This is a genomic window from Fictibacillus barbaricus, from assembly GCF_031457135.1.
In the GTDB taxonomy this organism is placed as follows: Bacteria; Bacillota; Bacilli; order Bacillales; family Fictibacillaceae; genus Fictibacillus; species Fictibacillus barbaricus_A.
The window spans coordinates 657,450-681,134 of record NZ_JAVDWA010000001.1 but is presented as its reverse complement, the minus strand read 5'-3'; the positions used below and the strand labels follow the sequence as shown (position 1 = coordinate 681,134).

The following is a 23,685-nucleotide window of genomic DNA, read 5'->3' as shown; positions in this document are numbered from 1 at the left end:
ACTATGTTACTTAACCCTATTATAACACTATATTATGTAACATAAAAATAATATGCTTATAAAAGTAAATGGAGTCCATATCAACATATCAATTCATATATTCCCCTGAATTAAATACGCCATTCTTCCTTTTCATAGAAAAAAAGCCCCTTTTATTGGAGGCTTTTATTCATTCCCAAACGTTTACTTTTTCTTTTTGTTGATTCAAAAACTGTATGTGTACTGGCTGCTTTCCTTTTTGAGATGGTTCATAGCTGTACCAAAATTTCTTTTGATTGTTTATTGAAACTAATGGCATCGCTTCATTTTTAAAATAGTCTTGATCAGAAAAACTCAAGTCAGGAACGGAAACCATAAAAGAAATGTCAGTTCGGTTTGTGAGTCCAAAAATAAGTTCCCCTGAAGCTGAGATCGACGTATAAGAAACACCATTTTCAGGAAGTTTATCATGGGAATTCATTTCTGTCGGATAAACTTTGAAATCCTCATATAACCCAAACGGATAAATGATTTTTGTAATAGCTAATGAAAGATCCCCTCTTTCATTAATCAGCAGAACATACCGTTGATCACGGAGAGTGATACAAGTTTTTTCCTTTGAGCAAGCGAGCTCCTGATAAGCCCCTTCCCAGGTGGTGTGAAAATTCAAGACACCATATATGACAAAACAGGCGATACTAGCGACAAACAGACCTAAAAAAGCTTTAGCCAATGAGGCATTTTTTATCAGCGGCTTCTAAATGCTTCTCTTTAATTAAAACCAATTCCGTCTCGGGATATGCCTCCTGCACTTTTTTAGCGAAATTTTCCACACCAAATATTTCCGTAAAGGTATGGCTTCCAACGTATAGATTAACGCCTGCGAAGTTTGCATACTGCACTGAATACAGTGTTTTCTCCCCTGTGATAAATGCATCACAGCCTTGTTCCATCGCATATTTAATCAAAGCACTATTGTTTCCTGCTCCTGTTAAAATCGCAACTTTCTTTACAGGACGGCCATGATTCTGCCATGCTCCGACTGGTTCGTTCAAAGCTTTTTCAAGTCGTCCTTTTAGCTCAGAAAAAGTAATACCTCTTTCGAATATCCCGATTCCTGGATAATCTTTATTTTCTGTACAAGTGGAGTAACTCGTTATTTCATCAATTTGAATTTGTTCAAATAGGGCCGTGCACGTTCCGAACTTCACAAAGTCGAGCGGTGAATGATTAAAGTAATGAGAGATTCCATGCCTTTCTAATTCCGATACACAAACCTCTCTCATTCCATAGAGAAAGTCCCACGCATCATGATGGGTAAGTAAAAGGTCTGCGTTTGCCTTCACAGCTTTCTCAACCGTTTCAGGAGTCAGATTTGTAGCATAAGCAATTCGGTTAATCTCCTTTTCGACTCGATGCGTAAAGCCGTACTCTCCCTCATCATTAAAGATAGAAAGCCATTCACCAAATAAAGTTGTTGTCAGCTGCTCAAATTCACTTGTTTTCATCTTCTTTCCCCCTTTATGATCATCTCCTTAGATTATGCCATCATTTTCCATAAAAAACTATGGTGCGATTACAAGGTTATTAATCATGTGGCCAGTTTTTCTTTAAGATTGTAGCTTCAGGCATTGATATCATTTGACTCCCATGACAAGTTGATTGGAGTGGAGGTGAGACCATTCAATGGCGCTATGCGACGAATGGGCTCACCGCACGCCCAGCGGAAAGTGAGCAACATGGAACGGAAAAAAAACTGCTAACAGCTTTAAAAAAACACCAATGAATGCGAAAACAGCCATCAAAAAAAGACCAGGAAAACTTAATCCTGATCTTTCTTTATCCTATCTAAAAATTGTTGCCTTTGATTCATATATGGAAAAAGACTTCAATGATTAGTTGATTGGAGTGGAAGATGCGAGACTCCTGCGGGATCAGGGTGACAGGTGAGACCCCACAGGTGCAAAGCTCCAGGGAGGCTCACCGCACACCCCGCGGAAAGCGAGTATCCTGAAATGGAAATCAACCACTCCTAAGAGCAACAAAAATACGGAAACATCCTCCTTTATTTAAACTTCCTCTTTTAGAGTGGATTCAAGATGCTTCATTAAGTCATAATAATCATCAGGCTGCTGAAATTGTTCAACTTTCCAATGCTGCCTGATCCAACTGGCAACTTCACTGGCACTGTTAAACACCTCTCCAGTCGTGTCGCTGTCCCGAATTGTAAAGACCATGTTCTCATAATCGACCGTCACATCACATGGAAACTTTCCGTCTTTTTTGTACAGCGAATACTCCATACCTCCTGCCTCCTATTCAAACTATCTTACAAAAAGTAATACCCGGACTTTACAAATTTTATGACACTTTCATCAAAGAACTTTTGAAAAAACGTATAAAAGAACGATGGAACGTTCATTCTGATAAAGATATGGAATCATAACTTTCATGCAAGGAGGCGATTCATGTGACAGAAGAAAAACGTGAAAAAAAACAAATTCCCGGACTCAAACGATCTGATACATACCGCGGAGACTCTGTTGATTCCCATAAAGCGCAAGAAGCTGCTAATCAATATTTAAACGAAGGCGAAATCAGTCAACAAAATAACAACTTGTAAAGGAGTGAATATTTTTGCAGAGCTTAATGATAAAAATCATAGGCATCCCACTAATTCTTGTCCTATGTAATTTTTTATTTAATAGTGTAGACTTCAAGCTTGTCTATCCAATTATCTGGTTTACAGTGATATTGGCACCAATCGGGGTAATCATGGAATATATTATTATTCCTCGCATTACTTATGGAAAACAGTTATTTATTGATTTTGCAGCAACATTCGTCCTTGTTTACTTATTGGCTCTCATACTCCCGGCAGTACAGATCTCATTATGGGGTTCATTCTTAACAGCTCTCATCATTACCGGTATGGAGGCTATGGTTCATAAACATCTCATATCGGATCATCTGGATCATTCTTATCGTTAAAAAGAGGCTAGCCCGATAAAGGGTTGGTCTCTCGTTTGTTGGATCGGATTCTGTTTTTGTTTGGTTCCAGACTCGAAATCAATTACAAATAAAAAACTGACCCTTCTAGGCCGCATTGCAACCTCCATGAGTCAGTTTGCCATTCTTTTATTGATTCAAGTTGTTTTTTCCTGTGCAGCTGGTGAAAGAATATCCTGATACTGTTGTTCCAGATCTTCTAAAGTAAGTTCGTACAGCTGCCGGCCATCTTTTGTCTTGTATATATTATGCATCAATAAGTTTGCGATAAGGTTATCCCTTTTTTGATGGTCGCCTGACACGTTCAATCCCTCCTGAAAAATCTCTTCAACTATTCTTACCCGCAAAATCATAAGAAAAAACACGCTAAGTGTTTAAACGAAATTAAAAATATTTAGAGATTTGTTTATGTGTCCACCTTACGCTTATTTTCTATAAATGTCAATAATTACTAAGTGGATTTTAACCGTAAATTCTTATAGCGAGATAAAAAAACTTGAGGAGCAAAGCCCTCAAGTTCCTTGTTATTTCTCTATTTTTCTCACTTCAACTTGGTGAGGATATGGAATTTCAATATTATTTGCATCAAGTGCTTCTTTTAAGGCTTGACGCAGCTGGCGTTCGACTGCCCATTGTTCCCCGTTCTTAGTTTTTGAAATAATGCGGATTACTACATCCGATGCCCCTAGTGTTTGGACGCCAAGAACGCTTGGACCTTCCATAATATTTTCGTTGTTTGCTTTTACTTTGTCACAAGCTTCTTGCAGTACTTGAATCGCTGTATCAATATCCTCTTCATAAGCAATTCCAATATCCACAAGCGCTCGCATATTTCCGCGTGAATGGTTGGCTAGCGTGCTGATCTCACGGTTTGGCATAAAGTTAAGCGTACCGTCAAATGATCGGATATGCGTTGTTCTAAGTCCAACTTCCTCAATGATCCCGTCTACACCGCCAATTGTCACATAATCCCCAACATCCATCTGTTTTTCTAAAAGGATAAAGAATCCTGTAACCACATCACTTACGAGTCCTTGTGCACCAAAACCGACTGCCAGCCCGACAACTCCTGCTCCGGCAATCAATGTCCCGATTTCAAGTCCGAACTGCTTAAAAACAATCCCCGCAAAAACAAAGATTAAAACATACGAAAACATGTTGATGACAAGTTTTTGCAAAGTAATCACACGTCCGCTCGGCATTTTTCTGTGTGTCGCCGCCCTGCTGAACATTTGGTTGATCACACTTCGGCCAATCGATCTAACAATCAAAAAGAGAATAATAATTAATAAAAACTTTCCAGCCCAAATTCCTGCATGCAGCAGCAATTCAGCCCAATTTATTTTTTCCAGCCATTTCTCCAAAAAAACCACTCCCGTTGCACAAATAGAATAGTTTCTATTGTAACAAGACTGAGAGTGGCTTTTCAAATGATAGCTTGATAGCTTACTTATTTTATTGTGCTGTTACTGGCGTTCTGTCGATCTCAAATCCCATATCTTCCAGCATTTTATGGTCAGCGGTTGATTCTTGGCCAGCGGTTGTTAAGTAGTCTCCTACGAAAATCGAGTTAGCCGCATAAAGTCCAAATGGCTGAAGGCTTCTCAAATTCACTTCACGTCCGCCGGAAATTCGGATCTCTTTTGTAGGATTGATATAACGGAATAACGCTAGAACTTTCAAGCAATATCGCGGATCCAGATCATCCGTTCCTTCAAGAGGTGTTCCATCGATTGCATGCAAAAAGTTCACTGGAATCGAATCCGCATCAAGCACTTTCAGACTTCTTGCCATGTCGATCACGTCCTGCTTCGTTTCCTTCATTCCAACGATAACTCCTGAACAAGGCGAGATGCCGCTCTCTTTTACCACATTGACTGTATTCACTCGGTCATCATACGTATGAGAAGTGGTAATGTTTTCATGATTTCTAGCAGATGTGTTCAAGTTATGATTATATCTGTCTACTCCGGCCTCTTTTAATCGTGCTGCTTGTTCTGGCTTTAATATTCCTAAGCAAGCACATACTTTCATTCCATATGTATCCTTGATTTCTTTTACGGCTTCTACAACTTTGTCGACATCACGGTTTGTAGGTCCTCGGCCACTCGCCACGATGCAATATGTACCTACGTTTAAGTTATAGGCTTGCTCTGCCCCTTTTACGATTTCTTCTTTGTCCATCATTCTATACGTTTCGATCGGAGCTGTAGAAACAATGGACTGTGAGCAATATCCGCAGTTTTCTGGGCAAGCACCTGACTTCGTGTTGATGATCATGTTCAGTTTCACTTTATTTCCAAAGTAATGCTTCCGAATCTGGTAAGCCCCGTGCAAGAGCAAAAGCAAGTCTTCATCAGGACAATCCAATATAGAATGTGCCTCATCGTCAGTGATTTCATTTCCCGCAAGTACCTTTTCCGCCAACAGATTCCAAATCATAGTATCTCCTCCCTTTTATGATGCATGTTTTGTGTGATGTGACATAGTCTTGCGTCTAGCCATGTTGATTCTTGGTGCAATCACTCCAGCACAAACAGCTAATAGGATGTCTTTTGGAAGTGGAACCATCATCCAAGTCCACGCCATTTTGTAAGTAAAACCTGCGGGTGCTTCAGCCCACATTTTATAAGCCCAAAACATCAAATTTGTTCCGATTACATAATTAATAATCATCCCTGTGAGCGCCGCAACTATATAGGATGCTTTGCTATCGTTCTTTTCAATCATAAGACCCGTTACATAAGCGACTAAAATGAAAGATAATAAAAACCCGAAAGTTGGACTAACAACTGTCGCAAATCCGCCTTTGAAATGTGCAAAAACTGGTGCTCCAACTAATCCAACCACTACATAAACACTCATCGCAATTGCGCCTAAGCGGCTTCCTAGTAATGCACCTGCTAAAATACAGAAAAACGTCTGCAAGGTGATCGGTACTCCTCCAACGACCATGAACGGAAAGATGTTCGTAATGTTTGCGCCGATCGCCATCAATGCCACAAACATCCCAATCAGTGTTAGATCAATCGTTTTTAACCCCTTTTTTCTTGTTGTCATCTTAAATGAACCTCCATTAATATGTATAAAACTGTTTACCATTTAAGAGTAGCGGAGGTTTTTATTTTCGTCAACTCGAAAAAAAAAACAGGTTAACATATATAAAGGGGACTGACCCCCAACAATTTATTTCCCACTGCGGTTTCAGTTTCCTGTTAGGTACAGATGCTCCATATAGAGCTACTTCATAAACTCGTTTGGGTTTCCGGCTCCAGACAAAACAAAAATAAGACTCAAAAGGGGCTTCGCGAAGCCCCTTTTGAGTCTTATTTATCGAATACGTTTAATGCTTTTTTAATTTGGAGTATTCGATTTTCATCTAAACCTGCATAAACGGTATTTGTTTCAATGTTTTTCTCCAGGTTATTGATCGTATATGCTTGCCAGTCCTCGAGCTGATTTATATCCCACACTTTGTGAAAAAGCTGATATAAAAACAATTCTCTTAATTTTAGAAAAAGGGGTACCTGATCGATAATTTCTTCTGTTAAGGTATTCCCTTCAGCATAGCCCTTCATAAAAGGAACAAGAAACGTCTGGTCAAATGTTAGATCAGCTTCATTATAAGAAGTATGCTGCCAATACGCATGATAAAAAGCAGCCGCAATATCATATGCGAACCAAAAATAACAACAATCATCAAAATCAAATACCGTAATCGTTCCATCCTTAACAAAAATATTACCTTGGTGGTAATCGTTATGTATCAGCCCAAAATGATTTGCGTCCATCGTGAATGTACGTAGTGCAGAAACAACGGATTCATACTTATCTTTCACAGCACCAGGTTTCACTTTCAAAAAAAGCTCATGGTTATATGGATGCTCTTCACTCCACCGAGGTCTTTTTACTTGAGAATCTTTTAATTCAATTTCATATTGTTTTCCAGCCTTATGTATACGGCCAAGCAATTCTCCCCAACTTTTAAACAAGGACGCGTTCCATTGAGCAGGATCTTGAACACGAATGTGTCCGCCTTCTGCTTTTACAAATGCTGAGCAATAATAGGATTCCCCATTGCATTGTATTTTCTCAATCAGGTTCCCTTTTATTGATAAAACGGGTTCACTTACCGAAAGGCCGCACCTCTTTAGAAATAGGATGTAATCAAGCTCGCCTTGGATCAAATTGTGCGATTTATGTTTTCCTGTTGTAATTCTTAATATCCATTTAGTGTTATTTTTTGAAAATTGATAGATTTTGTTTTGAAATCCTTCATTAATGGGCTGTAATTTTTCAGGTATTGTTCCATATAAAGCGGCCGCTTGTGTTAGAAAATATATATCTTTAATCAAAGTACTCACCTTTTCTACGTTCTTTTCAGATACAATAATTCTTTAAAACTAGCGAAATTCCTTTTTGTTCATAGGGACTGTGTCAACTTTTGTCGACTCGGGACTTTATGGATAAAACTCGGTGAATTATTACACTTTTCTGTTGGATTATTGACTAAACTCGCATCCCGGCAACTATGCCTATTATGCTGGATCAGTGGTCAATAAATTCTTTCTTCAATTTTGAAATATCCTCAGCCCGCAAAAAAAAAGATACCCCATTGGCACAGGGCATCTCTTCTACTTTATTAATGCTGTCTTTCTTCCACTCTCGAACCAACTGACTCTGTGTCGTTTCTGCGCTCATTCACTACAACTGTCTGATCATCATGTCTCAGATCAGCTCTTTCATTATGAAGTCCGTGAAGCTTTCTGATTTGTCTTTGCAGCTGAATAATTTTCATTAAACTAAACAGCCCCACCGTCAATCCTCCAATACCTGCTGAGCCTAAGATCACAAGCACCAGCGGCCATTTTGCAGTTCCAAAAAGGTAATTGATTTCAACATCACCACCATTGATAACAGCAAACGTTGCGATCACAAGTGTAAAAATAAATCCAAAAATTAAGTACAATTGCATTTTCATAGTAATCACCTCATTGTTATGTATTCCCGTAATGTTAAATTTTTTACCAGAATACATAAAAATATTTTTTTGGATTTGAGTTCGTTCTTTTTCGGGTAAGATGTGTGAATAAGGTGGTGTTTTTCATGACAATAAAAGCTTATGTGTTTGACGCCTACGGAACTCTTTTCGATGTGCACTCCGTTTCAGAAACTGCAGAAAGCTTGTTTCCGGGTAAAGGAAAAGAGATCAGTCTGCAGTGGCGCAAAAAACAAGTCGAGTACTTTATGCTTCATCAGATCACCGGTAATTACAAACCTTTCTCTGATGTTACTCGAGATGCACTTTTGTATACTTTAAAAAATCTGCATGAAGATTGCAAAGAAAATGCTGTTCAACAGTTGATGAATTCATATTTAGAATTAGAGGTTTATGAAGAAGTGAAAGATACGATGCGGCAATTAAAAGAGAACGGCAAAAAGAGAACCATCTATTCGAATGGAACGCCTAGCATGCTCAAACCCCTTGTTGAAAAAAGAGAACTCCATGATTTACTGGATATTCTGTCCGTAGATGATGTGAAACAATACAAACCGGCGGCAGCTGCCTATCAGTATGCGCTTGAAAAATTGGAAGTCGAGCGACATGAACTCCTCTTTATGAGCTCAAATTTCTGGGACATTACAGGTGCATCTTCATTTGGTTTCCGTACTGCCTGGATCAACCGTTCTAATTTAGAAGTCGATGAACTCGGGATTCAGCCAGATTATATATTTGAGGATTTACGTGGGATACTGAACGTGTAATCTAAGACAAAAAAGAGAGCTGGACGTTCAGCTCTCTTTCACTTTTATCGTTATCTATTTTTGTGTTTTCTATTAAAATAGTTAACATAGTACACGACTAAAAGGATTAATAGAATAGGAATTACAATTAAACCGATGCTCCCGGGCCCGATTATACCAAGTAACATTGTGTATCCTCCTTTAATTAGAAATTGCACGCTTTATCGTAGCTTTTGCTTCTGCTGCAACCTCATCATCCTTGTCCTCCATTGCTTGCAGCAGCAAAACCATCGCGATAAATACGGCTATGAATCTAGCTAACACTTTCGTCTCTTCATCTGCTTCTCCATACACCTTATAAAAAGCTTTTCTTGCTTGTGGAGGCAAAATACTATAAACAGCACTTAAATCACAAGCAGGGTGGCCGATCCCCATATCTCCCCAGTCGATGATTCCAGAGATCTTGCCAGCTTCATCAACCATGATGTTTTTAAAATGCAGGTCTCCATGAAGAAAGACTTCTTTTAGTTGAACAAAACCAGTTTCTAACTGATTCAAATAATCCGACAGCAACTCATAATCATTTTTTTCTAAATGTAGAGACAATTCGTCCATAAAGTGATTAATAACATACTCTTTTCTGTTCTGAATATTTAGTAGATCACGTGCGTCATTCAACAGACCTAGCTCTCTTGCTTTATCTAAGGGAAAGTTATGTAATGTTCTTAAAAACTGTGCCAAAGTTTCTGCAGACATGGAACGCTGCTCATCACTCAACCCGATAGGGAATTTCCCTCGCATGTAAGGGTAGCCCAGAAACGGAAAAGGATATTCTTCACTTTTTTCTCCATAGAAAACCGGTTTCGGGTAAGGAAGATCAATAATAGACTCCAGTTTTGGAAGGATGTTCCCCTCTCTCATGAGCCCCGGTACATTACTATCATTTCTCGGAAAACGAAATACAAATTCCTCTCCAACCAGATAAACGGTATTATCTAACCCTTCACCTAATTTTTTAATAGGCATTGATGATAGTTTCGAAAACTGTTCATCCAATAATTTTTTAACGAGTTCTGCTTCAATTTTAAAGTCTGTCTGTGTTGCCATTTATCGTTCCTCCTAAAACTTACAAGAAGTTATCAAAAAGTTTTTCCAAGAACGGTTTTTCTTCTTCCTCAATCTCTTTTGAAGAAAATACGTTTTCCCCATTCGAATCCTTTAAATACTTCTTAGTACGTTCTTTTGAAAAATTGTACTCTGTCACCTTCCATCCCAATGGCCCGTTCATCATTTGCACCCAAACATCCCTATAACAATTGGAACAATCTTTTAGTCCATAGTTATGGAGCTGAAAAATGTAATGATTGCTATCATCGATCCATCGAATAACTTCTTGATTCTCAAATTCAGATGCCTTCACACCTTCATTCAACTTTACCCGGTCATCCATGTAGAATTTTCTTGCATCAGCACTCAACAATTCATATTGCAAGGATTCATTGGAAGTCAGTAAAGCATTTGACCATTCTTGAGCAATATATAAGGCTACGTGGGCTTTTTGTGAACGGCTTTCATGAAAAATGCCAACAATGGATACCAAAAGCAAGACGACGATAAAAATTAAAAAGAAATACATTGTTCCTTTATTCTCTTCTTTTACTTTAAACGTAAATGCTACTTTTTCAGTACCCATGCACTTCCTCCATAAAATAAAATTGGAAAATTATGATAAATTAAGATTATCATATGTAAAGAATCTTGAACACAAAAAACACGCCAAGGATATTCATCCAAGGCGCCTTATATCACAAGTTTTTCTAACCCATTTTTTAATATTGCGGTATCTAAATTTTCTCCAATAAAAACGAGCCTAAGCGGCATTTTCATGAATTCTTTCTCGTAATTCGGCAGTCCGTATGAATATTGAAACAGGTAGATTTGTTCGTCTTCCAGTTTGATATAACCTTTGATTCGATAGATAGAAGACGGCATTTCCCGCAGCCAGTTTTCGAATGCCTCCTTCTTCACAGCACCTTTAAAGGGGTACACCCATGTTTTGACCTTTAGCTTTTCAGCTGGTATGGATTGATGCTTTTTTCGTTCTTTTCGTGTTAGATTCATTAATGCATCAAGATCAACTTTTGCTAAGTCAGTCAAAATAGAAGGAGTTCCTTCATTCAAACGTGCAGCATCATCTTTCAGCTGCTGGATCTCCTCTTTCTTTAAATCCCCGGTCTTATTCCATATTAGATAATCAGCATGTTTGATCTGTTCAATCATGAGCATTTTCGATTGCACACTCATCGTATCACGATTTAGCCAGCGAGGGGCATCCATCACCGAAATAATACCCGCAACATGCAGTTCATCCAATAAATAAGGAGACAAACAAGCATCGAGCACATCAATCGGATGAGCTGCGCCAGTTGCTTCAATAATTAAAGTATCCAATTCGTTCTCTTTACATAGCCCCCAAAGCTGTTTTTCCAGCTGATCTGACAGCGAACAGCAAATGCAGCCGTTGAGCAGCTCTTTAAGCGGAACATCACTAGGAACAGCGTCCGAATCGATTGATACTTCACCAAGTTCGTTCATTAAGACAGCTGTTTTGTGATTCATCTCTTTTTCTCTCTGTAAAATCTGTTTCAGCAGTGTCGTTTTCCCGCTGCCCAAAAAGCCCGCAAGGATCAAGACGTTCACTTTTTTCATACTGCACCTCATCGTCCATAATTTCCTACTTCATTTTACTATAGTTCAATATGAGAAGCATTTGTTGATTTGGTGCTAGTACTCCTAAATGAGCAACCGAAGAACGATGCACCTGCGATTACTCGGTGCAACTCTTAGTTTTCGTGCAAGTATTGCTCGTAGCTGACAAAGAGATTCGCCGCTTATCAATCAACAAAACCACAAATAAAAAACAGCCTTGAATCAAAGGCTGTTCACATTCGCTTTCGCTATTAATTTTTTGATGATATCGAGACTGACCTCTTCCCAAAGGGCGTGGTCTGTCGTAAATAATGATGCAATCTTTTCCGCAAAAAGCTTGAATGCTTTTTCGTAGCGAGGATCGTCCTTGGCAGGCACTTTCTTTTTCCTCTCTTCTACCAGCTGCTGTAATTTCGGAGCACGAGGTCCCCATTTCGCAATCTCTTTTCCTTTTTCATCAATAAAGATGATAATCGGAATGGATTTCGATTTATTTGTTAAATACCGTTCCATTAATTCCGGATTCTGGTCACGTAAAATAAAACGCACATCGATCAGCGCTTCATCAGCCATACGCATGAATACAGGGAGATTCAGCATTGCATCACCACACCAGTCCTCTGTGATGGCAATCGCTCTCAACCGGTTTTTTTGCATGCCTTGCAATGCGTCCTTCATCGGATCAGGCAGAACGAAAGCATTGTAGATCGTCAGCAGATTTTCTTTGTGTGTTTTCATATTATTTATATAGTCATAGCGAGTCATGCCTTTTTCAAACCATGGATTGAGGTCTGCCATTTTGTGTTCCTCCCTGTTCTTTATCTATTCTTATTGTAACCAAACAAGGGGGAGTTGTGGCAATGAAAACGCCTAAAATTTTTAAATTGCTACTTTTATCCCGCGCGATGTCTTTTCTGTAGTTGGGAAACAGCGAACAAAAGCAAGTATCTTTCATGCGGAGTTAACCGAAGCCAGTCCTTCACTTTGTATTTCATACTGATTTCCACCTTTCGCTAACATTTAAACCTTGTACTCTAATTAATACCACCATTTTGGAGAAAAGAAACTATTTTAAACACATAAGTTTTCGCCAATTTATTTCGTTTTTCGCAATTATTCTTCCATTTTCAATCGAAATAATATTTTTTTGGAAAAATGGTGTCGAATACAAAAATCTTTCACATATCAAATAACAGGATTTAACAAACGGTTTACGGGGAATGATTTGTGTAAAACCTGGATTGGAGTCTGTGACAATATGAAAACATTAAATGAAAATGTGAAATCTTTATTTTTCACGGATGATGGTAAAATTCCAAATCATCCTGCATGGCCGGTTCTTTTATACGTTGGTGCCTTAAAAGACGTTCCTGAAGATGCATTGAACGTATTTGAAGTGAATGGCTGGAGTAATGGCTGGGAAAACGGCGTGTTCGATTATCACCATTACCATAGCAATACCCATGAGGTACTTGCTGTCATCAGCGGTGAGGCAGTTATTCAGCTTGGCGGCGAGGAAGGTATCCCTGTAGAAATTTCAGAGGGAGATGTTATGATTCTGCCAGCGGGGACGGGACATAAAAAGTTAAGTGCGAGTGAAGATTTCAAAGCCGCAGGTGCCTATCCAAACGGAATGGAGCACGATCTAAAAAAAGGAAACGCCGATGAACGGCCAGAAGTTTTGGACAACATTATGTTAGTTCCATACCCCGACACCGATCCTATCTTCGGGAAAGAAGGACCATTGTTTGAAATATGGAAAAGCTAGGAGATTTATCATCCTAGCTTTTTTGTTTCCACCAAGTGGATTGTGGATATTCTTCTGTATTCAGAATAACTGTCTCACCTATTTTCGGGGTTGAAACGGCAACGGCTCGTGCAGAAGCCGCTTTTTTCGCCCGCTCAACCGGCTCTGTCCAATCGTGCAATGACAAAGTAAAAGCACCCCAATGAATCGGAATCAACAGCTCCCCTCTCACATCAAGATGAGCTTGGACCGTTTCTTCGGGCAGCATATGGATAGCTGACCATTTTTCATGATATTGACCACATTCCATCAATGTTACGTCGAACGGACCAAACTTTTCCCCGATCTCCTTAAAATGCGGCCCATAGCCGCTGTCACCACTAAAATAAAGATTAAAATCCGTCCCTTTTATGACCCAAGAGCACCATAACGTAGAATTTCGGTCTGTTAAACTTCTTCCCGAAAAATGTCTCGACGGTGCACAAACGAGAGAAAGTCCACCAAAATCGGCTTGATCCCACCAGTTACATTCCTTGATTTTCTCTTTATGAACGCCCCATCTTTCAAGATGACCACCAACTCCTAAAGGAACAACAAATTGGGAAACTTTAGCTTTTAATTTTTTTATCGATCCATAATCGAGATGGTCGTAATGGTCATGTGAAAGAATGACCAAATCAATCTCAGGCAGCTCATCGATTTTGAAAGGCAATTTCCTGCTGTACCGTTTGTTTCCGAAAATCGGAACCGGTGAAGGAGCACGTCCAAACATCGGGTCGATTAAAATATTTTTCCCGTTCGTTTGCAGCAAGAAAGCTGAATGACCAAACCAAGTAATCTTCGTTTCATGTTTAACGTTTTGTGCAGAAAGATCTAATGGTTCAATTGAAATCGGTTGTTTTGGCTGTCTATTCGGATTTCCTTTTATAAACTCTTTTAAAACCGGAAGCATTTCCCGGAAGTTCGTCGCCATCGATGTTGGGATTTGATTGAAGAACGTTCCATCAGAAAAATGATTCAGCTTTTCAAATTCGCTTCTTTCAGTCTTTGATGGACGTCTTCCGAATACAGGGTTTAATGTTAGAAACAGAATGATTACTAAAAGAAGAGCTAAAATGATACCGATAATGAGCATGATTCGTTTCCTCTCTACTTTACAATGGTATAAAATATACTACCGATTAAAGGTAAGGAAAGCAATTTTAGAGATTGGCATGATTTAAACGCTATTTTTAGTACCAAAAAATCAGTAATCCCAGATTTTTGTTCTGTATTCCCACATATTCCGGTCATATTGGCAGAAAAAATTAAAATAATCCCACATAAATGAACTATGTTTCCAGACTTTTTCTTCAAATAACCACGAACAGACATCAATCTACATTTTTTGCGAACTAGCATATGCCGAATATTAAAAAACTAAAAAGCTGATCCTTACTGGACTTCAATTTGTCCACAAGATCAGCTTTCAATAAAGTTATTCATTTTTTATGCGGTATCCTTTTCTTTTTTCTTTGTGACTTTTTTGCGTTTTTTCTTTTTCCGTTCCAATTCTTCTTTCTGTGCTTGTATTTTTGCCCTCCTTCTCATTTCCTCATAAATCCTTACACATAGAGTAGCAAAACTAATCAGCAGTGCCAGGATTTTAAACGCCATCCTCCATCACGCCTTTCCTTCATTAGAAATTGCGCGCTGTTATGAATCTGACTCAATGGATGCAGCCGTTTCGACCGGAGTTCTCATCACTCTGAAGGTCTCTTGGTCACACACTGCTTTCTCTTGCGCATTTAAAACGAGCAGACCGTTCCCTTCTGCTTTTTTCGTTAACCCGATGCTTAATGTATTTTTAACCAATTGAGCATACACTTCTGCTTCAGTTAATTTGCGCTCAAATAATTTTTCTTCTCTTGCGATTAATAATGCTGCCGCTCCTGAAACGTGCGGTGTGGCCATTGAAGTTCCAGAAAGCTTTGCATATTTATTACCAGGATAAGTAGAAATCACATTAACTCCTGGCGCTACAAGGTCAATCTCATCATTCGTATTTGAGAATGGAGCAAGCTTCATTTTCTCGTCAACTGCCCCCACTTCTACGACCTCTTTATAAGCACCAGGATAAGCAAACTCGTCCGTGTTTTCTTTGTTGTCCCCCTCATTTCCAGCCGCACATACTACTAGCACATCTTCTAAAACTGCCCGCTGAATCGATTCATGCAGTTCAGGAACATCTTCTGGACCGCCGAGTGACATGGAGATGACACGTACACGCTCATCATTTTCACCACGCCATTTAACGGCATAATCGATTGCGTCAATAATTCCTTGATAAGATCCGCTTCCGTCCTTACCTAGCACCCTGCAAATTAAAAGCTTCACTTCAGGTGCTACGCCTGCTACACCAGCTTCGTTCAGTGTGGCAGCAATCGTTCCGGCTACATGTGTCCCGTGATAATGTGCATCTGTATAATCATCCGGATTACTATCCACGAAATTCCGTCCGCCTGCAATGCGGTCTTTAAGCTCAGGATGATTGATGTCACACCCCGTATCGAGTACCGCAACCACAACCGTGCCGCCTTTTTCTCCTTCTTTCCAGAACGCCGGTGCATTGATCATTTCAACACCGTATGGAATTTCCTCTTTGGCAGACTGTAAGACTTCTTCCATGACAAATGGTATTAAACGAACTTCACTCATAATGCTTACCTCCCTTTTTAAACTTTTATAAACATCGATTCAAGACAGGAGTTGCAAAATAGTTTTATGGAGTCCTTGCTGCAATTTAGAATAGGGATGAGTTGCGTATTAGAAGATGAAGTGATCCTCCTTTCCAAAATCGTTTTTCGGAAAATGATGATCTAGGGTGAGGGTTATTATTACTATTCTATCAAACTGTAAAATGCTGTAACAAGTCCCGATTTAAAAATGTGACTTTTTGTCCAAATCGACATATATCGCATCAAGAGACGTGACTACAACAAGATTTTTTCTTTTTTTCGACATTAACTCCCCGTTCCTTTATACTATTTTCCAAAAATAAAAACTCCCAAACCGTGTGTTGTGCCCGATTTTGGGAGTCTTCTATTTTTTAATTCATTTTAGTAGCGTACAGCATCAGCTGCATTTACGCGGCCTTTAGAGAAATAGGTTCCTGTACCTGAAACATAATCAGCTGTGTTTTCAATCGCTGCACGAATGTTGGATGCACTGCGTCCTTGTGAAGCTAAGAGTCCAGCGATTCCAGCAACTAGCGGAGTCGCCATAGAAGTACCAGACATGTAAGCATAACCGCCATTACGTATTGTAGATGCGATATCTACACCAGGTGCTGCAACATCAACCCAAGATCCATAGTTAGAGAAAGAAGCAAGTCTGTCACTTGAATCAGTTGCTGCTACTGCGATGGCATTTGAATAGTAACCTGGATAACTTGGAGCAGAAGTGCTTTCGTTACCTGCAGCTGCTACTACAACTACACCTTTGCTCGCTGCATAATTCACTGCGTTTTGCAGAGAAGTTGCACCGCTTGATCCGCCTAGGCTCAATGAAACAACTTTTGCTCCATTATCTACAGCATAATAGATTCCGTTCGCAACGGCATCAAGAGTACCGCTTCCGTTTGCATCAAGTACACGCACTGCAAGAACGGATACGTTTGGAGCCATTCCCGCGATACCCTTTGCATTGTTCGTTACTGCTGCAGCAATTCCTGCACAGTGTGTTCCATGGTTGTTCAAGTCCATTGGATCGTAATCATTATCAACGTAGTCATATCCTTTAACTACTTTACCCGCTAGATCAGGGTGATTGTAGTCAACACCCGTATCTACGATTGCAACTTTTACGCTAGATGAACCTTTTGTGATATCCCAAGCGGATTGTGCGCTAACTTTTTGTGGAGCCCATTGCACGCCATTTGAGAAGTACGTATCATTCGGAGTCCAAGTCGCGTGGTATGTATAGTTCGGCTCTGCGTACTCTACCTTACCGCTGTTTTTGTATTCTTTAATCGCTGCATTAACATCTCCATCTTTAACTTTGATGACTGTGAACTTTGAATTATTTTTTACAACTTCGTCTTTTGCTTTTACTGCAAACGACTTTGCTGCTGAGTCTGACACGCTGTCTTTAAATTTTACGATAATTTCTTGAGGAGTAGATGTCACCTTCTTTTCAGTTAGTGTCGCTGCTGCTGCTGGTGACGCAAGAGAAATAACTAACGGTACTAATGCTGCCATAGTGGCGATTTTCTTAATCATTTACTTCACTCCTTCGAATTTTTGTTTGCTAGCAATTTCTAATATAGGGGTGAAATAACAGAAAATAAAGAAAAATTTTACTATTCTAGCAAAAACAATTAAATCCTACTAAAATTTTAAAGTTACAACTTAAAATAGGTAAAAGGTCATTTATCACGCACTTCGTTTTATGTATCTTTTTTCATATTCGCTTAAGTCCGATGCACTATAAATAAAGGATAGGTACTAATCAAAATGTTGAGGTGTTCGTTAATTCAATTCACTCTATTTTATTCTGTTGAAATGGTTTACTATATCGAAATTTTCTTGTTTCTTTTAAAAGGCTGTTTTCGTAAACTTTGCTGCTCATGAAAGTAGTTGATTTCCACTCCAGGTTCCTCGCTTTCCCCGCGGCGTGCGGTGAGCCCACTCGTCACATTGCGACATTGAATGGTCTCACCTGTCTAGCTACAATGGCTAGCCCCTCGAGGTCAGAAGTTAAATGTTGCTGAAGGCAAAAAGCGCCTTCCTAGACCATTTCCCTTTTGCTTGTCGGGGCTGAACAAACCATTTTCACTTTTAGGACTGTCACACTGATCCCGCTGGAGTCTCACACCTTGCACTTCAATTAATTTTCTATGAAGAGCTTCGTAAAAAACTCCAAGCAGCAACAAACTTTTAGAAAAGGACCTTTTATAAATAGGGTTTGTTTAAATTCTTTTAGATGAGGAATAGCTATATTGAAGATGACAATTAACCAGGAGGAATTATATATGTTAAAAACAGGAGATCAAGCACCAGATTTTATGTTATATAGCGAAACAGGTGATCCATTTTCCTTCCATCAGCATCTGGAAAAAGATGACCGCTTCCACTTGCTCGTTTTCTTCCGCGGCGAGTGGTGTCCAGTTTGTAACGATCAGTTAAAAGAACTCGAACAAAATCTCGATACGTTCAAAGAACTGAACGTTCATATTCTAGCCATTTCAACAGATGAACGCGAAAACTTGAATAAAATGAAAGAGACACACGCCCTTTCGTTCCCTGTGTTTAGTGACCCTGAACGAAACGCTGCCGAGCCATATGGTGTTCATTACCATAATGATGATTTATATGAAGATCACGGTGCACATGGCGAACCCGCAATCTTCCTAGTGGATAATAAAAAACGTCTTCTCTATTCAGACGTACAAACAGGACCATTCGGCAGGCCATCAGCTGAAGATCTAAGAAAGACAATTAAATATATTAAGAAGACATTAAAAGAGTGAGGGCATTTGCGCCTCACTCTTTTTGATAGGATTACAGTGGGATCATATAATTCAGCTCTCTTCCCCGCTTACAAAATAGTCGTTTTTGCGGTAAGATAACGCACTCAAGTGAGCGACGAGTTCTTTTTCATTCTCGACCGTCACTTCATACCAGGAAGTGCGGTTATTACGTTTGATTTCCGTTGCTTTTGCTGTAATTTTCTCTCCTTGCTTACATGCAGCTAAATATCCAATGTTCACTTGCAAACCAACCGATGTTTTGCCATAAGAATTGCATGCAACAGCAAATACAAAATCAGCAATTGCAAACAATACGGCCCCATGGGCAGTTCCGTGTGCGTTCAGCATATTTTCTGTAATCATCATTTCAGCTTCGGCACTGCCTGGTCCCATTTCGGTCAACTCGATCCCTAGCCACTTAGCAAATGTGTCTTGATTTAGCTTTTCACGAATCTCTTTTGTGTGTTGATAATGCACCTCTACGTCGTCTCGCTTTGTCTTCACTTCAATCACCTCTTAATAAAAAGTTCTTTTCCACTATATGAAACACCTTTTATTATTAAAGGAATTTGGTCAAATGTATGAGACAGCAATAATTTCTCCATTAAATCGGCATATTCCTCTGCTTTGATTTTAGCCCTAGCATTTCGTACTCCGATAAATTGAAGTCCGCTTTTTCAGCATTGTAACGATTTCCAATTACATATTTAATGCTTAACACTTCACATTCTATGCAAATACACGTACAATATAGTAATTAATCCAATATGAAAGGTCGGAATTAATTTGACACAAAACATTTCTTCTATCCCTAGACCTTTAGTACGTACTAACCAATGGTTCATTTTCTTATCTGTCATTGCCACTTGGCTAACAGGGCAAGCTTGGTTTCTGTTGATCCCTTTAACCGCTGGACTGCTGGGTATGTTTTTTGAGTTTAATCCAATCATGCGAGTGGCTAAACTGTTTCTGCAGAAAAAGCCATCCGAATATATTCCTGAAGACAAAGATCAGCAGCAATTCAACCAAATCATCGCCATTTCTCTTCTAGCCATTGGCTTTATCAGCTATATGATGAACTGGGCAATAATGGCTCTTGTTGCAACAATCATGGTTGCAGCAGCTTCTTTTATCGCGATTTTAGGATTTTGCGTCGGCTGTTTCATTCGATTTAGATGGCAGCAATATCGATATCACAAAACACATAATCAGCATTAATCAAAATAAAGGAAAGACCCCTGATATCAGGGGTCTTTTTTAGGCTGTTTTCGTATTCTTTGATGCTTTTGATAGTAGTTGATTTCCGTTCCAGGTTGCTCGCTTTCCGCGGCGCAGGCGGTGAGCCACATTCGTACGTTTCACTTTTAAGTGTCTCACCTGTCTAGCTGCAGCGGTTAGCCCCTCGAGGTCAAAAGTTTAATGGTCATGAAGGCAAAAAGCTCCTTCTTAGCCCATTTCCCTTTTGCTTGTCGGGGCTGACCAAACCGCTTACGCTTTTCGGACTGCCCGCCTGTCCCGCAGGAGTCTCACACCTTCTACTCCAATCAGCTGTCAAAGAAGACATTAAAATAAGATTAAAAAGCAACAATCTTTTAGAAAACAGCCTTTTAAAAGATTGTTGCTGATAAGGGATTTTGGAGTGTTCTTCTTTGACTAGATAATGGGAACGAAGATTAACCTTTTACAAAGTCTTCTCTTTTTACCAATGACAAAAGATGCCGTTCCGTTTATTGCGGGTTCGTATTTCTTTTCATAAATTATAAAATGACCTGAAACTTTCTTTAGGTCATTTCCTTTGTTATTCAAATGAAAAGGGAAAAAATCTGCAGCTACTCTTCCTCAATGCCACCTAGTTCCAGGGCTAACTCTGCAATTGAATGATTAATCCGCCATATGTAATAAAGATGATGGATGAGGTCGCGCTGTGATTGTTTCCTGCTTGGTGCAAGCTTTTCAATTTGTTCTCTTTCATGGTCAAGACTATAGATGTTGGGTTTAAGTTCGGTACCTTTTATCAGACAGTTTAAGGATTCGATGTTATGGTTCAATTTTTCTTCTATTTTTATAAAGACCTGTTCCAATTCTTTAGGATATTCAAATCCCTTTCTATACGAAGAGGCAACTAAATGTCTGGCATAGTAATTAATCGCTGCTAACACAGTTGTCCAACGGCTAATATCAGAATGCGTGGAAGTACCTGGCCGCTGGAAAAGTGATTGTGACTCTTCCTTAATTGTCTGAAGCTTTTGATCTAATTGAAAGGCGCTTTCCGTAAGCTCTTTAATGTTCACATCTTCTCTAAATCCTCTTACATAATCTGTAACAAAAGGTTTTAGTTCGCTAAAGAAATCGGTAATTGATTCCCCGACTTTGTCCTTTGTCTTTTTAGGAAAAATAAACGTAGAAACACCTAACGCTATAGCAGCGCCAATAATCGTATCCAACACCCTGGCGCCAATCAGTGAAAAGGTAATTCCGCCGAGTAAAATATCATACATAAAGGCAATAAGCATCGTGATAAACACATTCATTAACGTATAGGATACAGTCAATAAATAAAACGCTAAAAATACGACGACAAAAATAAACGTAACTTCTATAAAAGACTGGCCCGTAAGTAATTTTGCAAGGGTAAATCCTAGCACTGCTCCAATAATGGTTCCAAGTGAACGCTGAAATCCTTTTGTATAAATCCGCCCGATCGATTCCGTACCGAGTAATACGACAAACGCCGTTAACAGGATCCAGTAGGGTTTGGCAGGCGATATGAATTGGCCGATAATGATAGATAATGCACCTGTAACTAATGCTTGATACGCCTTTTTCGTAGATGCCTTCAGACCTTTTTCTTCCATTTCATCTTCTTCAACCTTGTCCGTCTCTGCATCAGATTCAATTTCATTTAAGTTTTTATGATGAAGGGATTGCTGAATCGTAACGGCACCTTCAATGACATGATTTGCAATGGATTCAATACGACGGATTAAAAATATCCATCCTTTAGGCTGCTGATCGCGATTAAGCAGATCCATGATAAGCAGGCGCAATTTTTGTACAGCCCGTTCCGCTTCTTCTAAATTTTGTTCTTCATAATTTGGGGCAAGTACTTCTGCATCTCGGAGAGACTCTGTCACCCATATGAGCAGATGTCTGATTTCATCAATCTCTAGGGCATCTGTATTTTTCAAGCCTCGAATAGAGTCTGTTAATGTTTCAATCAGCATGCCGGTATCAAACACATATAAACGCAGCTGAACTGGCGTCAATCCTGGCCACATTTTCTGAACATCTTCTGCATTGATATATCCAGATACAATGATGGCATATTCCCTAAGTTTCAATACGTTTTTCTTAATGTTTCTCTTTTGTTTCTCACTCAATTCCGTTTCATTCATCCCTTTTATTAACAGGTTGAGAGTAAGATTGCTCTGGATATGGAAGGAACGGATGCTTCTCTTTAAGTTTTTGGCAGTACTTTGGAAGAGGATAAAATTCAGCACATATACATACACAATTCCGATTGCAATTCCCATGTAAAACCAAGGAAGCTGGCCACTTGATAGCTTCAAAACAGAAGAAAAATAAACGGTCATGAAACCGATCATAAAAAGTGAAAAATACCTTACCCCAAAACGTGTAAAATAAAAAGTGCTAAATACAATGAAAACTAACAATAGATCTATGTAATAAGAATGACCAGATAATAACGACCCCAATGTTACGCCAACCATGGCTGAAACCCCCAGCCATAGTGTCGTTAGCTTCATATCTTTCTTCGTTTCATCCACAACAACCATAATCCCCATCATGCCGATCATTCCGGATACTATGGCTGGCGTGAGTAAAGGTTTTCCTGATATATGCAAAATAAAGAGTGTTGTAAAAATAGAAGCCATCAAACTAACCGTTGCCCTTGCAGCTTTATGAAGGCGTATATGACCTGGATCTGAAGCCAGCAGCCTCCCCAGCCAATGGTGTTTCCTATGCAGCTGTCTCATCGTCTCACCTCCCCTTTTTCTATATATTTCACTCGTAAACAATATTCTAATGCTAACACACGCCTCATTATTATCCCACGTTAACGATTGAAAAAAACCACCAGCAAAAAATACTGATGGTTCTACTTATCCCTTATTTTGTTGCTTCAAACACAAAACTTTGGCTGGCATGTGCTGGTTCATTTCCATACTGAAAATCTGCACATACGTTTACTTGCTTAAACCCGATGCTTTTCATGATGAGCTTTAACTCATGAATGCTATACCAGCGGATCGCAAAACGCTGTAACTCTGTCTGGATCAGATTTCCTTTACGCCACTTCTCATATTTCAAATAAGAAACTTTGTATTGTTCAAAGAAGTTCACTTCTACCAGCTTATCTTCCATTGTGATGATATCCCCATTCGGACACTCTACCGTTAGCGTTCTAAGCACCTTTCCGGCTTCAAAATGATCGGTCGGCAAAAAAATGTCCAGAATCAGACGGCCGCCATTTTCAAGGTTTTCGTACATCTGTTTTAAAGCAGCAATTGATTCCTCTCGTTTTTCGATCAATAGAAAAGATCCGCCCGGAATGATAATCGCGTCATATTTTTGCGGCAGTTGAAGATTTTGAAGTTCTCCTTGAAAAAGCTTGGCTGCATACCCTTTTTCATCAAGCCGCTTTTGACATGAAGCTAGCATTTCAGATGAGTAGTCGATTCCATCAACCTTTAGCCCAGCTTCTAAAAGGGGGATGATAACCCTCCCAGAACCAACCATCGCTTCTAAAATCCGTCCCTTTGTAGCTTTTAAGCGTTCTGCATAATACTCAATGTCCCCGCTAAATGATTGGCCAACCTTTTTTGTCAGATCATAAACTTCCGTACAAAGTTCTCCATAATTACTAAAAGACATAATAAAAATCCCCCATGTTTTTATATTTGGACACACGGAGGGCCAAATTTCATAACGATTAACCCTTCCGCACCTTCATTAGCTGATTATT

26 protein-coding genes are annotated in these 23,685 nt (G+C 39.3%); 6 read left to right on the top strand and 20 right to left on the bottom strand.

Translation table 11 applies throughout. The features are described from left to right. Positions 1–169 precede the first annotated feature (169 nt). From J2X07_RS03725 to J2X07_RS03715, 3 genes are all read right to left on the bottom strand, one after another. The gene (locus J2X07_RS03725) at positions 170–712 is read right to left on the bottom strand and encodes a hypothetical protein (RefSeq protein WP_310256567.1); all 543 of its coding nucleotides are present in this window, start codon (positions 710–712) and stop codon (positions 170–172) included. Continuing rightward, entirely contained in the window at positions 705–1,487 is a 783-nt protein-coding gene (locus J2X07_RS03720; protein ID WP_310256564.1) for a Nif3-like dinuclear metal center hexameric protein, read from the bottom strand. The genes J2X07_RS03725 and J2X07_RS03720 overlap by 8 nt, the downstream gene beginning before the upstream one ends. A 561-nt stretch (positions 1,488–2,048) precedes the next feature. Then, positions 2,049–2,282, bottom strand: a complete 234-nt coding sequence (locus tag J2X07_RS03715) for a hypothetical protein (RefSeq protein WP_310256561.1) — start codon at positions 2,280–2,282, stop codon at positions 2,049–2,051. Positions 2,283–2,449: 167 nt separating this feature from the next. Here J2X07_RS03715 and J2X07_RS03710 point away from each other — a divergent pair, with 167 nt between their 5' ends. Continuing rightward, positions 2,450–2,602: a hypothetical protein gene (locus J2X07_RS03710; protein WP_310256559.1), complete on the top strand. Its 153-nt coding sequence runs from the start codon at positions 2,450–2,452 to the stop codon at positions 2,600–2,602. A gap of 14 nt (positions 2,603–2,616) precedes the next feature. Further along, positions 2,617–2,970 (top strand): DUF2512 family protein, encoded by a 354-nt coding sequence (locus J2X07_RS03705; protein ID WP_310256557.1) that lies wholly within the window; start codon positions 2,617–2,619, stop codon positions 2,968–2,970. 155 nt (positions 2,971–3,125) lie between these two features. On the opposite strand, the gene J2X07_RS03700 is transcribed toward J2X07_RS03705, so the two are convergent. The 6 genes from J2X07_RS03700 to J2X07_RS03675 form a co-directional block, all read right to left on the bottom strand. Beyond that, the gene (locus J2X07_RS03700) at positions 3,126–3,290 is read right to left on the bottom strand and encodes a Fur-regulated basic protein FbpA (RefSeq protein ID WP_310256555.1); all 165 of its coding nucleotides are present in this window, start codon (positions 3,288–3,290) and stop codon (positions 3,126–3,128) included. A gap of 222 nt (positions 3,291–3,512) precedes the next feature. Then, positions 3,513–4,352, bottom strand: coding sequence for a mechanosensitive ion channel family protein (locus J2X07_RS03695; RefSeq protein ID WP_310256553.1), 840 nt, complete (start codon positions 4,350–4,352; stop codon positions 3,513–3,515). A 91-nt stretch (positions 4,353–4,443) separates the two neighbouring features. Further along, positions 4,444–5,430: a biotin synthase BioB gene (bioB, locus tag J2X07_RS03690; protein ID WP_310256550.1), complete on the bottom strand. Its 987-nt coding sequence runs from the start codon at positions 5,428–5,430 to the stop codon at positions 4,444–4,446. A gap of 15 nt (positions 5,431–5,445) precedes the next feature. Continuing rightward, positions 5,446–6,048: a biotin transporter BioY gene (locus J2X07_RS03685; protein ID WP_310256547.1), complete on the bottom strand. Its 603-nt coding sequence runs from the start codon at positions 6,046–6,048 to the stop codon at positions 5,446–5,448. Between the two features lie 266 nt (positions 6,049–6,314). Beyond that, positions 6,315–7,343 carry a phosphotransferase enzyme family protein gene (locus J2X07_RS03680; RefSeq protein WP_310256544.1) on the bottom strand — a complete coding sequence of 343 codons (1,029 nt, stop codon included), beginning with the start codon at positions 7,341–7,343 and terminating at the stop codon, positions 6,315–6,317. A gap of 287 nt (positions 7,344–7,630) precedes the next feature. Further along, positions 7,631–7,969 carry a LapA family protein gene (locus J2X07_RS03675; protein WP_310256541.1) on the bottom strand — a complete coding sequence of 113 codons (339 nt, stop codon included), beginning with the start codon at positions 7,967–7,969 and terminating at the stop codon, positions 7,631–7,633. Positions 7,970–8,094: 125 nt separating this feature from the next. Here J2X07_RS03675 and J2X07_RS03670 point away from each other — a divergent pair, with 125 nt between their 5' ends. Continuing rightward, a complete protein-coding gene (locus tag J2X07_RS03670) occupies positions 8,095–8,754 on the top strand; it encodes a haloacid dehalogenase type II (RefSeq protein WP_310256538.1) in 660 nt (219 codons plus the stop codon). Positions 8,755–8,934: 180 nt separating this feature from the next. Here the strand turns inward: J2X07_RS03670 and J2X07_RS03665 are convergent, their stop codons facing one another. From J2X07_RS03665 to J2X07_RS03650, 4 genes are all read right to left on the bottom strand, one after another. Next, positions 8,935–9,840, bottom strand: a complete 906-nt coding sequence (locus tag J2X07_RS03665) for a phosphotransferase (RefSeq protein WP_310256536.1) — start codon at positions 9,838–9,840, stop codon at positions 8,935–8,937. 19 nt (positions 9,841–9,859) lie between these two features. After that, a complete protein-coding gene (locus J2X07_RS03660; protein ID WP_310256534.1) occupies positions 9,860–10,426 on the bottom strand; it encodes a hypothetical protein in 567 nt (188 codons plus the stop codon). 107 nt (positions 10,427–10,533) lie between these two features. Continuing rightward, complete coding sequence (locus J2X07_RS03655) at positions 10,534–11,442, bottom strand: CobW family GTP-binding protein (RefSeq protein WP_310256531.1); 909 nt, start codon at positions 11,440–11,442, stop codon at positions 10,534–10,536. A gap of 222 nt (positions 11,443–11,664) precedes the next feature. Further along, positions 11,665–12,240 (bottom strand): thioredoxin family protein, encoded by a 576-nt coding sequence (locus tag J2X07_RS03650; RefSeq protein WP_310256528.1) that lies wholly within the window; start codon positions 12,238–12,240, stop codon positions 11,665–11,667. A gap of 460 nt (positions 12,241–12,700) precedes the next feature. Here J2X07_RS03650 and J2X07_RS03645 point away from each other — a divergent pair, with 460 nt between their 5' ends. After that, positions 12,701–13,210, top strand: coding sequence for a cupin domain-containing protein (locus tag J2X07_RS03645; protein WP_310256526.1), 510 nt, complete (start codon positions 12,701–12,703; stop codon positions 13,208–13,210). A 13-nt stretch (positions 13,211–13,223) separates the two neighbouring features. Here J2X07_RS03645 and J2X07_RS03640 read toward each other — a convergent pair whose 3' ends face one another. The 4 genes from J2X07_RS03640 to J2X07_RS03625 all read right to left on the bottom strand — a co-directional run bounded on the left by J2X07_RS03640 (position 13,224) and on the right by J2X07_RS03625 (position 17,448). Continuing rightward, entirely contained in the window at positions 13,224–14,324 is a 1,101-nt protein-coding gene (locus J2X07_RS03640) for an MBL fold metallo-hydrolase (RefSeq protein ID WP_310256524.1), read from the bottom strand. Positions 14,325–14,677: 353 nt separating this feature from the next. Further along, complete coding sequence (locus J2X07_RS03635; protein ID WP_310256522.1) at positions 14,678–14,845, bottom strand: hypothetical protein; 168 nt, start codon at positions 14,843–14,845, stop codon at positions 14,678–14,680. 39 nt (positions 14,846–14,884) lie between these two features. Then, entirely contained in the window at positions 14,885–15,886 is a 1,002-nt protein-coding gene (locus tag J2X07_RS03630; protein ID WP_310256519.1) for a S8 family peptidase, read from the bottom strand. 401 nt (positions 15,887–16,287) lie between these two features. Further along, positions 16,288–17,448 (bottom strand): S8 family peptidase, encoded by a 1,161-nt coding sequence (locus tag J2X07_RS03625; RefSeq protein ID WP_310256516.1) that lies wholly within the window; start codon positions 17,446–17,448, stop codon positions 16,288–16,290. Between the two features lie 752 nt (positions 17,449–18,200). Here J2X07_RS03625 and J2X07_RS03620 point away from each other — a divergent pair. Next, a complete protein-coding gene (locus J2X07_RS03620) occupies positions 18,201–18,698 on the top strand; it encodes a peroxiredoxin family protein (RefSeq protein WP_310256513.1) in 498 nt (165 codons plus the stop codon). A gap of 51 nt (positions 18,699–18,749) precedes the next feature. Here J2X07_RS03620 and paaI read toward each other — a convergent pair whose 3' ends face one another. Next, complete coding sequence (gene paaI / locus J2X07_RS03615; RefSeq protein ID WP_310256511.1) at positions 18,750–19,202, bottom strand: hydroxyphenylacetyl-CoA thioesterase PaaI; 453 nt, start codon at positions 19,200–19,202, stop codon at positions 18,750–18,752. A 282-nt stretch (positions 19,203–19,484) separates the two neighbouring features. Between paaI and J2X07_RS03610 the strand changes: the two genes are divergently transcribed. Continuing rightward, the gene (locus J2X07_RS03610; RefSeq protein ID WP_310256508.1) at positions 19,485–19,916 is read left to right on the top strand and encodes a DUF4395 domain-containing protein; all 432 of its coding nucleotides are present in this window, start codon (positions 19,485–19,487) and stop codon (positions 19,914–19,916) included. Positions 19,917–20,527: 611 nt separating this feature from the next. Here the strand turns inward: J2X07_RS03610 and J2X07_RS03605 are convergent. Together J2X07_RS03605 and J2X07_RS03600 are read right to left on the bottom strand one after the other, a co-directional pair. Further along, positions 20,528–22,696: an FUSC family protein gene (locus J2X07_RS03605; protein WP_310256506.1), complete on the bottom strand. Its 2,169-nt coding sequence runs from the start codon at positions 22,694–22,696 to the stop codon at positions 20,528–20,530. A gap of 133 nt (positions 22,697–22,829) precedes the next feature. Beyond that, entirely contained in the window at positions 22,830–23,594 is a 765-nt protein-coding gene (locus tag J2X07_RS03600) for a class I SAM-dependent methyltransferase (protein ID WP_310256503.1), read from the bottom strand. Positions 23,595–23,685: the final 91 nt, after the last annotated feature.

Coding starts and splice junctions, on each gene's coding strand:
- J2X07_RS03720 (WP_310256564.1), bottom strand. CDS start 1,487: ATGAAAACAAGTGAATTTGAGCAGCTGACAACAACTTTATTTGGTGAA.
- J2X07_RS03715 (WP_310256561.1), bottom strand. CDS start 2,282: ATGGAGTATTCGCTGTACAAAAAAGACGGAAAGTTTCCATGTGATGTG.
- bioB (WP_310256550.1), bottom strand. CDS start 5,430: ATGATTTGGAATCTGTTGGCGGAAAAGGTACTTGCGGGAAATGAAATC.
- J2X07_RS03685 (WP_310256547.1), bottom strand. CDS start 6,048: ATGACAACAAGAAAAAAGGGGTTAAAAACGATTGATCTAACACTGATT.
- J2X07_RS03675 (WP_310256541.1), bottom strand. CDS start 7,969: ATGAAAATGCAATTGTACTTAATTTTTGGATTTATTTTTACACTTGTG.
- J2X07_RS03670 (WP_310256538.1), top strand. CDS start 8,095: ATGACAATAAAAGCTTATGTGTTTGACGCCTACGGAACTCTTTTCGAT.
- J2X07_RS03665 (WP_310256536.1), bottom strand. CDS start 9,840: ATGGCAACACAGACAGACTTTAAAATTGAAGCAGAACTCGTTAAAAAA.
- J2X07_RS03660 (WP_310256534.1), bottom strand. CDS start 10,426: ATGGGTACTGAAAAAGTAGCATTTACGTTTAAAGTAAAAGAAGAGAAT.
- J2X07_RS03655 (WP_310256531.1), bottom strand. CDS start 11,442: ATGAAAAAAGTGAACGTCTTGATCCTTGCGGGCTTTTTGGGCAGCGGG.
- J2X07_RS03650 (WP_310256528.1), bottom strand. CDS start 12,240: ATGGCAGACCTCAATCCATGGTTTGAAAAAGGCATGACTCGCTATGAC.
- J2X07_RS03645 (WP_310256526.1), top strand. CDS start 12,701: ATGAAAACATTAAATGAAAATGTGAAATCTTTATTTTTCACGGATGAT.
- J2X07_RS03640 (WP_310256524.1), bottom strand. CDS start 14,324: ATGCTCATTATCGGTATCATTTTAGCTCTTCTTTTAGTAATCATTCTG.
- J2X07_RS03635 (WP_310256522.1), bottom strand. CDS start 14,845: ATGGCGTTTAAAATCCTGGCACTGCTGATTAGTTTTGCTACTCTATGT.
- J2X07_RS03630 (WP_310256519.1), bottom strand. CDS start 15,886: ATGAGTGAAGTTCGTTTAATACCATTTGTCATGGAAGAAGTCTTACAG.
- J2X07_RS03625 (WP_310256516.1), bottom strand. CDS start 17,448: ATGATTAAGAAAATCGCCACTATGGCAGCATTAGTACCGTTAGTTATT.
- J2X07_RS03620 (WP_310256513.1), top strand. CDS start 18,201: ATGTTAAAAACAGGAGATCAAGCACCAGATTTTATGTTATATAGCGAA.
- J2X07_RS03605 (WP_310256506.1), bottom strand. CDS start 22,696: ATGAGACAGCTGCATAGGAAACACCATTGGCTGGGGAGGCTGCTGGCT.
- J2X07_RS03600 (WP_310256503.1), bottom strand. CDS start 23,594: ATGTCTTTTAGTAATTATGGAGAACTTTGTACGGAAGTTTATGATCTG.